Below are 12360 nucleotides of genomic sequence, written 5' to 3'. Positions count from 1 at the left end.
AGAAACTAAGGGAGGGATAGAGTGATGATGAATGTAGCTATTATTGGTGCGGGTGCGATTAGTAATGCGCATATCTCTGCGTATATGAAGTTCCCGGAGCGGTGCCGGATTGTGGCAGTAGTCGATGTGTATATGGAAAAAGCGCAAAAACGAATTGAAGAATACGGACTACACGATGCTGTGGCAGTAGCGGATTATCATGAACTACTTCAAAAAGATATTGATCTTGTATCGATCTGTACACCTCCATATACTCATGCTTCCATCGCGTGTGATTTCATGAAGGCCGGCAAGCATGTATTAGTTGAAAAACCGATGGCTTCTTCATTAGAGGAAGCGGACCAGATGCTGAAAGCAGCGCAGGATAGCGGCACACTGCTGTCGGTTGTTGCCCAGAATCGATTTACCACTCCCATGATGAAGCTTAAAAGTGTACTGGATAGCCGGCATATGGGACCGATTCTCCATGTTCAAGTGGACTCCTACTGGTGGCGGGGACATTCCTATTATGATCTGTGGTGGCGCGGGACCTGGGAAAAAGAAGGCGGCGGCTGTACGCTTAATCATGCGGTACATCATATAGATGCCATGCTCTGGATGATGGGGGCGCCCATCGAAGTGCAGGCTATGATGGCCAATACGGCGCATGATAATGCCGAGGTGGAGGACATATCTATGGCGATGCTACGCTTCAGCCAGGGAGCAGTGGGCATGATTACAAGTTCCGTGGTACATCACGGAGAGGAGCAGCAGTTGATTTTTCAAGGAAAAGAAGCCCGCGTGTCCGTTCCCTGGAAAGTGGTCGCATCCACTTCGCAAAGTCATGGATTCCCCGAACCTAATCCGGATCTTGAACGTAAGCTTCAGGAGCAGTATGATGCATTGCCGGAAGTTATTCATTCAGGCCACGCCGGACAGGTTGAGAATGTGTTGGATGCTATAGAGTATGGGACATCGCTAGTTGTTGATGGGGAGAGCGGACGGAATACACTGGAGCTAATTGTTGGGATATATAAGTCTGCAAGTACGGGGGAGAAGGTGGTTTTTCCAATACCATCGGACGATACATTTTATTCCAGAGAGAGTATGATGCGGCGTGTGGTTCACTTTTACGAGAAGAAGTCGTCTGTTGAAAATTTTGAGGATATAGGTATTACGCTTGGGCGCCGATTGGATGAAGAGTAATCATCTTATGTAAATCAAATCCCCTTTCGAGTAACCGAAAGGGGATCTTTTCTTAAAGATGTTACTCTAGAATTAAGCTAAAATGCATCCTTTAGTGATGATTTTACGATAATATCGTAGACTACCTGTGTTTTATCATCAACCAGAAATGCGATCATACAAACATCTTCCATATTTGATATACGATCATAGATTGAAATATCCTGATAAGTACCATCATTCATCTTTTTATAGTGATAATCGATGATCCCATTTCCTCTTACTCCAGATGATCCATATCGGCTTATAACATCGGTTATGGTGCTTTCACCCAATACGATTCCTTTTTTCGTAAGTCGTGAAACACCTGGTCGAATCGAATCTTCTTCATATAAGTATGTTTTCCAGCCATCTAATTCTCCATTTTGGTTAAAATGAGCATTGAATAAAGGATACATATCGTCATCAAAAATACTCTTCCCTGAAGAATTACCAAATTGTGCATCAATGGATTTTTTCGAGTCTCCAAATCTGAGTTCTGAATTATTGCCCTGAATAACCAAATTAAAATCTTCATCCGTCACAGGTTCTGTACTAAAATCAGGAATCACCTCAGGAGGTGTGTTCGCCATTTCAGGCAGAAGACCGAGGTCCGTAGGGATTTTTGGTCTTTGCTCAATGGTTAGTTTTCCATGTAAAGCAAGTTGGCGTATCCATTGAAGTGCCTCTGCCCTCGTAAGTGTACTTTCACCATCAAACTGTTGCGGAGAAGTTGCTTTGCTATTGGCTAATCCTTGTCCGATCAGGTAGGTGACCGCATATTGGCCAGTATAATGAACACCTTGGGATCCACTGATGATTTCGGCAACACGTAGTTTTGTGATCGGTTTCATTCTCAATGCAAAGTTGTTTGCTCCAATTGTCGGATGGTTGTATAGTTTAGCTGTTCTGTAGAGGCCTTCTGTCCAATTCTCACTGGGACGATACGCACTATTTGCACTTGCATTTGGAATAGCTAGACCCACTGCTCTGTAGAACATTTTAAGAAATTCAGCCTCTGTAATGACTTGGTCTGGTTTAAGGTTGGTATTCGTATATCCATTGATTATGTTACTGGAGATACCCCATTGAAATAAACGCTTGGCCCAGTGTTGATCCATATGCTTGATTGGTATTCCTTCCCATGTCCGGGCAGTTAATTCTTCACTATACAGCTCTTGAATTACAGATTCAGCTGTTACGGTTGTGGAACCTAATAATAATGCAGTTAAAATAGAGCAAGCGGCCATACGTTTAAGGCTTTTCAAATTATGTACCTTCCTTTGTTGGAAATTATTATAGCTATAATAATTTATCGGTTGCTTATCTTATGATGTAAAGAATAGGAATAAAATAGCAGAGGTGAAAGAGGATATATCCCTTTCTTACCTCTGCCTTTATGTTGGTGAGTTGATACAATTAAATTTACAACCACTTCTCCGCCCATCGCTCGACAGCGCTTAACGCGCGCCCGAGTTCGCTTCCTTTGCGGGACAACATATATTCAGTCCGAACAGGACGTTCAGTAACGACATGCCGCACGACCAATCCCTCTTCTTCCAATTCCTTCATACGTTCATTCAATACACGTTTGCTCAAATCGGGAATATAAGCATGAATTTCACTGAAGCGTTTGGGTTCTTCCATCAACGCATGGATAATTAAAGCTACCCATTTTCGGCCAATGATCTGATAAGATTGTTCCACTTTTGAGCACATCTGTTTGGCATTCTCATCATCGTTCATAACTGTACTCCTTTGGTTTAGTATCCCTTGTACTATACTTAGTATACTTATTGTAACCTTCTTGTCCACAGGTCTTATGTATAAAATGTCACAATCCAATTGCTATTAAACTTACCACATAAAGCGTTAACATTCAACAAAACCCCTGTAAACACTGGAGTTCACAGGTTCGACACGAATGTTGACGAATTGTGACGACAGGTGTAATATGGGTAACGTTAATTCTAAAGGTTACAATTTATAACCTGATCTAAGTTGATTAAGATTGTGGAGAGAAGGAATGTTCCCATGGTTGGATTGAGGCAACGGTAATAAACGGAGGCAAGGCGGGCGACGTGCCCACTTATTCCGTCTTTTGTCATGCTTGGATTTGACCATTTTGCAACATCATATACTATACTGCACAGATCATAGGAGGCACTCCAATGGATGCAATGACATTTGTCCTGTTCGGGGCAACAGGCGATTTAGCCAAACGTAAAATTTACCCTGCATTATACAATCTGTATGTAGATCAGAAAATGCCGAAGGCATTCTCCGTCATCGGTTTGGGCCGTCGTGAACTATCGGATGCAGACTTCCAAGCGAATGTGGAAAAGTCACTACAGGAATTCTCCCGTCAGAAGCCGGAGGAGGCATCACAGGTACGCGATTTCATCGGAGCTTTCCGTTACTGTTCGCTGAACAATACGAAGCTTGAAGATTACACCCGTTTGCTTCAGCTGGTGCAAGAGCGTGAACAAGAATTGAATATCCCGGAAAACCGCATGTTCTATATGTCGGTTGCACCTGAATTTTTCGAGCCAATCGCGCTGAATATTCAAGAAAGCGGCCTGGGTAACACAAAAGGCTGGAAGAAACTGATCATCGAAAAACCATTTGGACATGATTTGCAGTCTGCTCGTGAGCTGAATGAGAAGTTGAGCAATACCTTTGCGGAAGAAGAAATTTATCGGATCGACCACTTCCTGGGAAAACCAATGGTACAGAACATCGAAACACTGACGTATGCCAACCCGGTGATTCAGGCACTTTGGTCTAACCGTTACATTGCGAACGTACAGATTACAGCCAGTGAAACTGTAGGTGTTGAGGAACGCGCTGCGTATTATGACCAAAGTGGTGCGCTCCGCGACATGTTCCAGAATCACATGCTTCAACTGCTGATGATGATTGCATTACATCTGCCGAAACGTTGCACACCGCAAGAAATTCAGTATAAAAAGAAAAAAATTGCTGAGTCTTTGCGGCCTTTGACTAAAGAAAATGTGACTTCTGAAGTGGTTCGTGCCCAATATGGTGCAGGCGAGCTTCAAGGTTCCGCAGTTGTGGGTTATCTGAACGAGCCTGGTATTCCTGCTAACTCACAGAATGAAACATATGTAGCCGCAAGACTGTGGTTGGATGATCCGTTCTGGGACGAGGTTCCATTTTATATCCGCACAGGTAAACGCATGGCTGAGAAATCAACCCGAATCGTCGTTGAATTCAAGGCGCCGCTCAAAACTGGACATGAGTCTGAAAACACGATGGCTCCAAACCTGTTGACGCTGGAAATTGGTCCTGGCGAAAGTATCTCTCTTCAACTAAATGCGAAGAACCCACTGAACCATGGCGAGGTAGAACCGATGCATATGACCTTTAACTCAGGAGAACGTAACGTTCCTGAAGCGTACGAGAACTTGATCTTTGACGCGATGCGTGGAGATTCTACTTTCTTTGCACACTGGAACGAAGTTGAACTGGCATGGCAGTGGGTACAACCGATTCAGGAAGCCTTTGCGGCAGGTACTATTCCACTGGATACGTACAGTGCAGGTTCGAATGGACCTGAATCAGCCGATCGCCTGACTGAGGAGAATGGATTCCGTTGGTGGTAAGAGAGGAAACATTCCTCAACAATTTTTAAATAATTCATCGCTAAAATTATACCGTTCCAATTTTGCATAAGACCTTCTGACTAATTCAGCCAGAAGGCCGCAAACATTTTATATATAGATGGCAGAAGCATCACGGCTTAAGCACACATCATCATGGACCACGTAGTGGAGGGGACGGAATCGATTCTGCAGAAACGAAGTGTTCGCCTTTGTAGTCCAATTTTACCCGTACAGCTAGGAAATCATAAAAATTGGAATACAACAGCGATCGAAAGAACGATCCGTAACCGGAACGGTTGGTGGGCAAAAGCGGAATGTGTTCTGTATCCTGATTCTACTCAAAACATTCGCAAAACAGGAGGATTTTATCATGAAACTTGGACTTATCGGACTCGGAAAAATGGGCTTGAACCTGGGCAGAAACCTGATTGATCACAAACACGAAGTGGTTGCCTTTGACCTGAATGCAGAAGCGGTTAATGAAATGAAAGAATACGGCGCTCAAGGCGTGTCTTCATACAAAGAAATGGTTGAATCCTTGGAATCTCCGCGCGTGCTGTGGATCATGGTTCCTCATAACGTTGTAGATGCAGTGCTGGCTGAAGTGAGCCCGCTACTGTCCAAAGGTGATATCATCATCGAAGCAGGGAACTCTCACTACAAAGAGTCCATCCGTCGTTATGAGCAACTGAAACCACAAGGCATTCATTACATGGATGCAGGAACTTCAGGCGGTATGGAAGGTGCGCGTAACGGTGCATGTTACATGATCGGTGGAGATCCGGAAGCTTGGGCGATCGTTGAGCCGGCTTTCAAAGACACTTCCGTAGAAAACGGTTATCTGTATGCAGGTAAAGCAGGTAGCGGTCACTTCCTCAAAATGGTGCACAACGGAATCGAGTACGGTATGATGGCTTCCATCGGTGAAGGCTTCGACGTATTGGAGAAAAGCGGATTTGACTTCGACTTCGAACAAGTTGCGCGTGTATGGAACAACGGTTCCGTCATCCGTTCCTGGCTGATGGAATTGACAGAGCGTGCGTTCTCCAAAGATGCGAACCTGGATGAAATCAAAGGGGTTATGCACTCCTCCGGCGAAGGTCGCTGGACTGTTGAAACGGCATTTGACCTTCAAACGGCTACACCGGTTATCGCCCTGTCCTTGCTGATGCGTTACCGTTCCCTGGAAACCGATACGTTCACGGGTAAAGTCGTTGCAGCATTGCGTAACGAATTCGGTGGACATGCGGTGGAAAAAAACTAATCTGTTCATTAGAACAAACCTAAAGATTCCTTATTTGTAAAAAGTAAACCTTTCGCCTGTGCAGATGACATATCTGTTACGGGCGGAAGGTTTTTTTTGCGCCTGGAGTAGCCTGATGTGCACATCCTGCGGATTCGCCGATCAGGCCACTCCAACGTGCATTACAGGGTGCTGTCCTTCTTTTTCAGGACAACATTGCATATGGATATCATATAAGCCTATGGCTCATCCCGCAGGGGAGGGAAGCTCCGATGATACGAAAGAGATGGCGAAGCCGCAGACGACGCTCTAAGCCGCCAAGCGGTAAGCGGAAAGTATGGTTAATTGCTTTGCTCGTAGCTATATTTTGTTTGATGCAGGGCTTCGCATACGTGGACAAAAAGATGAAGCCGCCCATTATGCATCTGGCCAAGATCAGGGTGAAGCAGATTGCAACCGAGGCGATTAATAAAGCGATTACGGCTCAGGTTGCTGAAGGCAAGACAACGGAAGGTCTGATTGATTGGAAAACCGATACGGCGGGCAAAGTTTCAGGTTTCATGCTGAACTATAACGAACATATGCGCATCACGGCAAGTACGATGAATGTCGTGCAGTCTACCCTTCAGAACGTGCATATGTTAAAAGAAAAAATACCGCTGGGTCAGGCGCTGGGCAGCCCGGTTATGGCTTCCTTTGGCCCAAGCATCCCCGTTCGTATTGAACCTCAGGGGGCGGTGAAGGTTGACCTGAACACCCGTCAGCAGAATGCAGGTATTAACATGATTTTGGTCGAGGTATACATCCACATTATTGCCGAGGTTGCCGTTGTAGTTCCTTTTGACATGGAACCCGAGACCGTAGATACCGAAATCCCGATCTCATATTTACTCGTTGTGGGTGATGTACCGATGTATTATTACGATAATCAGGGCAGGCCTGTCGGAAGCAACGGTAGTAATGCTCCCGCAATTGCCTTGCCTTCAGGGCAGGCAGGCGTATCTAACGGCGGTAACGGTCACACGGGAAGTGGAAGTGGTGCGAACAGTGGGAATGGCAATGGAAACGGCACGCACAATAGTGGTGAGACACCAGGTAATCAGCCACAGATTCCAAATCCGCAGCAGGCGCCGGGAAACAATACACAGTCAAACGGGCTGGAACTTGAACTGGACCCGCCTGATCTGAACGGGAGTTTCCAGTCCGGACAAAATGGGCATTAGGCGCGAAGCGCTGGATTGCTTGCTCTCAGGCAATATTCCATCAAGCTTAACCATAGAAAGAGAAAGGGGAACCTCTCGTCAATCGTAGAGGTTCCCCTTTCAGAGCGCGTATTTAACAAGGTGTATGCTGTGCCTTTACTTGCTCTTCTTGTTTCTTTGGCTTCGTTCTTCCTGTTCCCAGTGTCTGAGTAACGGATAGGGATCGAAAGACCATTCATGCAGGCCGCTGTCACGGTAAATGCCGTAATGAAGATGCGGGGGGAACTTGCCTTGAGTTCCCGGCTTGCCGTAGCCAGAGCTGCCAACCCAGCCTACAACCTGCCCGGGAGTGACCACATCACCGATCCGAACTCCTTTATCAAAGCCGGACAAGTGAGCGTAATAATGATAGTGGTTGTTCAGATCCCGAATACCAATCCGCCATCCGCCGAATGGATTCCAACCTTTGATCTCCACAATGCCATAACATGTACTGCGAACAGGCAGACCATGTGGAGCAAAGATATCTGTACCTTCATGAATACGATATCCGCCCCAACTTCGTTTGGTTCCCCATGTGCTGCGATAGGAATAATTGGTACCCAAAGGAACGGGAAAGGCATGTCCGAATAGATCCAGATTGTCAAAATGCTCATATAATTTGGCAAATTGCTGAATTCGCTGCACGGCTCTTGAATTGTGATAGTACTCCCACAGGCCTATGCCAAAGTCTTCCTGTTTGTTTCCGTATTGCTGCATGATTGAGGCCATGCTGTAGAGTACATCCAAATCGTTGTTGGAGTCCGCAATCCCGTCTCCTGAACCATCTCTGCCTTTTCCATTGAAAAAAAGAATCGATTGCGGATGCTGGTCTGTCTCATCCGGGTTCAGCCAGCCTCTCCAAGCCGGAGACGTCAAGAAAATACCGGTCAAACGTTCAGGGTGTTTACGATCTTTGGGATGTGCTCGTGTAATCGTTCGTTCATACTGATCAATGGCGGCCAGCCTGTACCATGGAATTTGGGTCATCTGACCAATACTTTCATACAGATGTCGACGTGCGGCAAAAATGTCGGTTGCTTTGGGCTCTGCAGCTTGGGTTTGGGTCATTGTTTTATGGACAGACTCACCGTAAACATCAGCAGGCAGGAATGGGAGAAGCATCGCGCCTGCGAGTAACGTTTTGATGCAAAAGCTGTACGTATTACGGAGTATCCACTGATGTTGCACAGGGAAGCAGCCCCTTTCCGTTGAGATGATGCACTTATGCCCGATAAATCAAGCGATATCTTAGCGTTCTTCAAACGTTCTGTTTTTATCCATTTCGTTGTGTAAGCACAAGATGTGACAAATGGGGGTTTTTCCAAGCCTTTCATGGTATAATATGTTCCGAGCAACAGCCTAACTTCAGTAGAAAGAAGGTTTATGCATTGGCTAAACGTGTTAAAGAACCGAAACCGGACTGGATTCGGATCAAATTGACAACCGGAGATAATTATCAGGAAATTAAAAACATGATGCGTTCCAAAACATTGCATACCGTATGTGAGGAAGCACGGTGTCCGAATATTTATGAATGCTGGGCGAATCGAACAGCGACTTTTATGATTTTGGGCGATATTTGCACAAGAGCATGCCGATTTTGCGCGGTCAATACCGGTTTGCCTACGGAACTCGATTTACAGGAACCGGAACGTGTAGCTGAAGCAGCTGAACAGATGAACCTGCAACATTGTGTCATTACAAGTGTGGCCCGGGATGATTTGAAGGATGGAGGAGCAACCATTTTTGCCGAAACGGTAAAAGCTGTACGCAAGCGTCTGCCATTGTGCAGTGTGGAAGTGCTTATTCCAGATTTTATGGGTGATCGGGATTCACTGCAGATCGTTATGGATGCTAAACCGGATATTTTGAACCATAACATCGAAACCGTTGAACGGTTGTCAGACAAGGTGCGTGCCAAAGCCAAGTATAAACGTTCACTGGAATTGCTCGCTCGTGCCAAAGAGATGCAACCTAACATCCCAACGAAATCGAGTATTATGCTCGGTGTAGGTGAAGAATATAACGAAATTTTGGCAACGATGGATGATCTTCGTGCGGTGAACTGTGACATTATGACGATTGGTCAGTACTTACAGCCATCCGAGAAACATCTGTTTGTTGAGAAGTATTATCCGCCTGAAGAATTTGCAACATTGAAACAAGAAGGATTGAAGCGTGGATTCAGTCACGTCGAATCCGGTCCGATGGTACGCAGTTCTTATCATGCCCATGAACAGGTAAAATCAGCGAATCAGCATACGGAGCAGGCGGCAACACACGCGTGATGGAGGAATCCGGATTGGAACAGAATAAAAACACGGAAGAACAGCTGGAGAACGAGCAACAGAACGAGCAACAGCTGCAGGAAACGGAACAGGAGTCTGTACAGGAGCAGGAGAAGCCTAAGGCACCTGTCATTGTTCAAGTCGGCGGTAAAAATTATGAAATTGTACAGAACCACAAGCAGGGTTGGAACCCTGAAGTGTTCCGTGATCGGTACAGCGAAGTGCTGGAGCGTTACGACTATATTATTGGTGACTGGGGTTATAGCCAGCTTAGACTCAAAGGCTTTTATCGAGACAATCACCCCAAAGCAACGAAGGATTCAACCATCTCTTATCTTGTGGATTACATTAACGAGTACTGTAACTTTGGCTGTGCATACTTCGTACTGCAGAAGTGCAAAGAGCAGCCACAAGCCAAAGCAAAAAGCGGTTCCTGAGAAGGACCGCCTTTTTGATGCGTATACATAAACTTTTGGCTGGTCAGACAGGTTGCCTAATCAAGAAAGGCTGTGCGAACCCGGTTCCAGAACGGATATGGGCGAAAACGCGCAAAACTGACCTTCTGCTCCGAGACCTGGCAACGAACGGAGATCAGATCCTCCACCATTACATTGACATGATCAATGGTTAGCAACAGACGCTGATCTTTACGTGAGAAAATGTCACAATGGTGATGCTTGGGCAAAATCACAGGTGAACCGAGCGTCCGGTAGACACGGTTGTTAATGGATGCAATCTCAGCAATCTGAATAGCTTCAATCGTTGGATGTACCATGGCTCCGCCGAGTGCTTTATTGTACGCCGTACTACCTGAAGGAGTGGAAACACAGATCCCGTCCCCCCGGAACATCTCAAATGTAACGTCGTTGATGTCCACTTGTGCTACGACGGTACCATCTACCCCTTTTAACGTGAATTCATTCAGGGCGATGTACGAGGCGTTACCTGATTTCTTACGAATCTCCAGTTCGAGCAATGGATACTTCACAATACGAGGTTTAAGGAGATCGGGATCCCCTTTACCGCTCATAAGTCGAACCAATTCCCTTAATTCTTCCTTCTTCCAATCGGCATAGAAGCCGAGGTGGCCCGTATGAACCCCAACAAAAGCAATATCCGGAATGCGGTCGATGAAATTGTGAAAAGCTTGAAGCATCGTTCCATCGCCTCCGATGGAGATGACAATCTCCGGCGATTCTGCATCCAGCTTGAATCCTTCTTCCTTCGCCAGCGCATGAAACTGCTGACTGAGATCAATCGATAACTGGTCTCCGCGGTCTTGAACATAGTATCTCAAGATGAAAGCTCCTTTGTGGTCATTATACTACCGATGATAATCAATTCCGCGCCAGAACACAACGTCCGATTCAACTTCTGGGCAAACTATTTGGACAAAGCCCTATTTTTCGCTCCGTTTGGGAATCAGTAACGAACGAATCCAGGTAAGACATAAGAGAGTAGCGAGCATACCGACGAACATCTTTATTCCTGTTATTCCAATGACATTCCATCCGGGTGTGTGAGCGAAGACAGAAGGGTTCAGCGTGTTCTCCAGAAATGCAGGCGAGGCCGATATGTTCATGAATAGCGGCCATAACAAAATGACGAGTAGAGGTGCAACTGCCGCATGAATTGCTCGAGCCAGTAAAAAAGGCCCGTATCGCATTGGCGTATTGCTTAACACGCTCATAATTTGCGCATGTACGGATAACCCGCCCCAGGAAAGTACAAATGCAGCGGCAGCAACTTTAAAGACAAGAGGAATGGAGGTGGATGCAGCTCCAGCTTCTTTGGCTCCAAGTGTCACTTCAAATAATCCGCCGACCAGACTGTGGGACAGGGATGGTGGTAAACCGGCAAGTTGAAGTCCTTGTTCCGTTAGAGTGTATAGCATGCCTAGCCATCCGGTCTGAACCAATAATTCCATAATGACGGAGAAGAATACAACTAGCCCGCCTACGATAATAATAAGCCGGAGGGAAGAGGATATAGCATGCCGAAGCAATTCCCCTAAGGTCCGCCCATCGGCTTGTCTCGCTTCGTGCATCGCATAGATCGCACTCAGGAAACGGTTGCGATGCTCTCCGTGAGCGGGAGGGGATTCAGACGGTAGAGTTGCAGCGGGACGGCCATGGAAACGCATGAGCACACCTACAAGAATAGCCGCAGAGTAATGGGAGGCCACAAGAATTGGAGCGATGGACGTATTGTGGAAAAAACCGACAGACACAGCCCCAATCATAAAGATCGGATCAGATGAGGTAGTGAAAGCAACCAAGCGCTCACCCTCCTCTCTTGTAACCAGTTTCTGTTCCCATAATTGTGCGGTCAGTTTAGCCCCTGTAGGGTAACCAGAAGCACAGCTTACGGCAAAGACAAACCCGCCGCTTCCGGGAACGCGGAATATCGGGCGCATAAGTGGATTAAGCAATGTACCCAAAAAATGCACAATACCAAAACCGAGTAGCAACTCGGATAAAACCAGAAATGGAAAAAGGGAAGGGAACAGAACATCCCACCAGATCGATAGTCCCCTCACACTGGCATGCCAAGTTTCAGATGGGTACAAAGCCATCAGAACACAAAAGAAAAGGAGAGCAAGGATGACCAGGATTTGCATGATGCGCTTTGAAACGTTCATGAATTTCTCTCCTTTTAGGGTTAAGATGCAGGAATCACAGTCCATGATGGAGCTTTTGCCATAAATATATGAAAAAGATCGGACAAACAGTACAAAATAATAATGGGAAAGCGCT

11 protein-coding genes are annotated in these 12360 nt (G+C 46.1%); 6 read left to right on the top strand and 5 right to left on the bottom strand.

Going from position 1 to position 12360, the window contains the following annotated elements:
- The first annotated feature begins 24 nt into the window (after positions 1-24).
- Positions 25-1185: a Gfo/Idh/MocA family protein gene (locus BLQ13_RS12060; protein WP_090919672.1), complete on the top strand. Its 1161-nt coding sequence runs from the start codon at positions 25-27 to the stop codon at positions 1183-1185.
- Positions 1186-1262: 77 nt separating this feature from the next.
- On the opposite strand, the gene BLQ13_RS12055 is transcribed toward BLQ13_RS12060, so the two are convergent.
- A complete protein-coding gene (locus BLQ13_RS12055) occupies positions 1263-2471 on the bottom strand; it encodes an S-layer homology domain-containing protein (RefSeq protein ID WP_090919669.1) in 1209 nt (402 codons plus the stop codon).
- 157 nt (positions 2472-2628) lie between these two features.
- Positions 2629-2949: a winged helix-turn-helix transcriptional regulator gene (locus tag BLQ13_RS12050; protein ID WP_090919666.1), complete on the bottom strand. Its 321-nt coding sequence runs from the start codon at positions 2947-2949 to the stop codon at positions 2629-2631.
- 425 nt (positions 2950-3374) lie between these two features.
- On the opposite strand from BLQ13_RS12050, the gene zwf reads away from it, so the two are divergent.
- From zwf to yunB, 3 genes are all read left to right on the top strand, one after another.
- Complete coding sequence (gene zwf, locus BLQ13_RS12045) at positions 3375-4829, top strand: glucose-6-phosphate dehydrogenase (RefSeq protein ID WP_090919663.1); 1455 nt, start codon at positions 3375-3377, stop codon at positions 4827-4829.
- A gap of 370 nt (positions 4830-5199) precedes the next feature.
- Positions 5200-6093: a phosphogluconate dehydrogenase (NAD(+)-dependent, decarboxylating) gene (gnd, locus tag BLQ13_RS12040; RefSeq protein ID WP_090919660.1), complete on the top strand. Its 894-nt coding sequence runs from the start codon at positions 5200-5202 to the stop codon at positions 6091-6093.
- A 251-nt stretch (positions 6094-6344) separates the two neighbouring features.
- The gene (gene yunB / locus BLQ13_RS12035; RefSeq protein WP_090919657.1) at positions 6345-7295 is read left to right on the top strand and encodes a sporulation protein YunB; all 951 of its coding nucleotides are present in this window, start codon (positions 6345-6347) and stop codon (positions 7293-7295) included.
- A 135-nt stretch (positions 7296-7430) separates the two neighbouring features.
- Here the strand turns inward: yunB and BLQ13_RS12030 are convergent, their stop codons facing one another.
- Positions 7431-8438, bottom strand: a complete 1008-nt coding sequence (locus BLQ13_RS12030) for a M23 family metallopeptidase (RefSeq protein WP_090919809.1) — start codon at positions 8436-8438, stop codon at positions 7431-7433.
- 266 nt (positions 8439-8704) lie between these two features.
- Between BLQ13_RS12030 and lipA the strand changes: the two genes are divergently transcribed.
- Positions 8705-9604, top strand: coding sequence for a lipoyl synthase (gene lipA, locus BLQ13_RS12025; RefSeq protein ID WP_090919653.1), 900 nt, complete (start codon positions 8705-8707; stop codon positions 9602-9604).
- Positions 9605-9618: 14 nt separating this feature from the next.
- Positions 9619-10041, top strand: a complete 423-nt coding sequence (locus BLQ13_RS28825; RefSeq protein WP_244159298.1) for a YutD family protein — start codon at positions 9619-9621, stop codon at positions 10039-10041.
- A 56-nt stretch (positions 10042-10097) separates the two neighbouring features.
- Here the strand turns inward: BLQ13_RS28825 and BLQ13_RS12015 are convergent, their stop codons facing one another.
- Both BLQ13_RS12015 and ylbJ read right to left on the bottom strand, forming a co-directional pair.
- Positions 10098-10901, bottom strand: coding sequence for an NAD kinase (locus BLQ13_RS12015; RefSeq protein ID WP_090919650.1), 804 nt, complete (start codon positions 10899-10901; stop codon positions 10098-10100).
- Between the two features lie 102 nt (positions 10902-11003).
- Complete coding sequence (gene ylbJ / locus BLQ13_RS12010; RefSeq protein ID WP_090919647.1) at positions 11004-12245, bottom strand: sporulation integral membrane protein YlbJ; 1242 nt, start codon at positions 12243-12245, stop codon at positions 11004-11006.
- Positions 12246-12360: the final 115 nt, after the last annotated feature.

Origin of the sequence: Paenibacillus polysaccharolyticus (assembly GCF_900102085.1) — a bacterium.
In the GTDB taxonomy this organism is placed as follows: domain Bacteria; phylum Bacillota; class Bacilli; order Paenibacillales; family Paenibacillaceae; genus Paenibacillus; species Paenibacillus polysaccharolyticus.
Note: the sequence above shows the minus strand (reverse complement) of the source record. Positions and strands in the feature narration are given on the sequence as shown.

Excerpts from the sequence above, each read along its gene's own strand:
- yunB (WP_090919657.1), top strand. The coding sequence starts at position 6,345 with ATGATACGAAAGAGATGGCGAAGCCGCAGACGACGCTCTAAGCCGCCA.
- gnd (WP_090919660.1), top strand. The coding sequence starts at position 5,200 with ATGAAACTTGGACTTATCGGACTCGGAAAAATGGGCTTGAACCTGGGC.
- zwf (WP_090919663.1), top strand. The coding sequence starts at position 3,375 with ATGGATGCAATGACATTTGTCCTGTTCGGGGCAACAGGCGATTTAGCC.
- BLQ13_RS12060 (WP_090919672.1), top strand. The coding sequence starts at position 25 with ATGATGAATGTAGCTATTATTGGTGCGGGTGCGATTAGTAATGCGCAT.
- BLQ13_RS12050 (WP_090919666.1), bottom strand. The coding sequence starts at position 2,949 with ATGAACGATGATGAGAATGCCAAACAGATGTGCTCAAAAGTGGAACAA.
- ylbJ (WP_090919647.1), bottom strand. The coding sequence starts at position 12,245 with ATGAACGTTTCAAAGCGCATCATGCAAATCCTGGTCATCCTTGCTCTC.
- BLQ13_RS12030 (WP_090919809.1), bottom strand. The coding sequence starts at position 8,438 with ATGCTTCTCCCATTCCTGCCTGCTGATGTTTACGGTGAGTCTGTCCAT.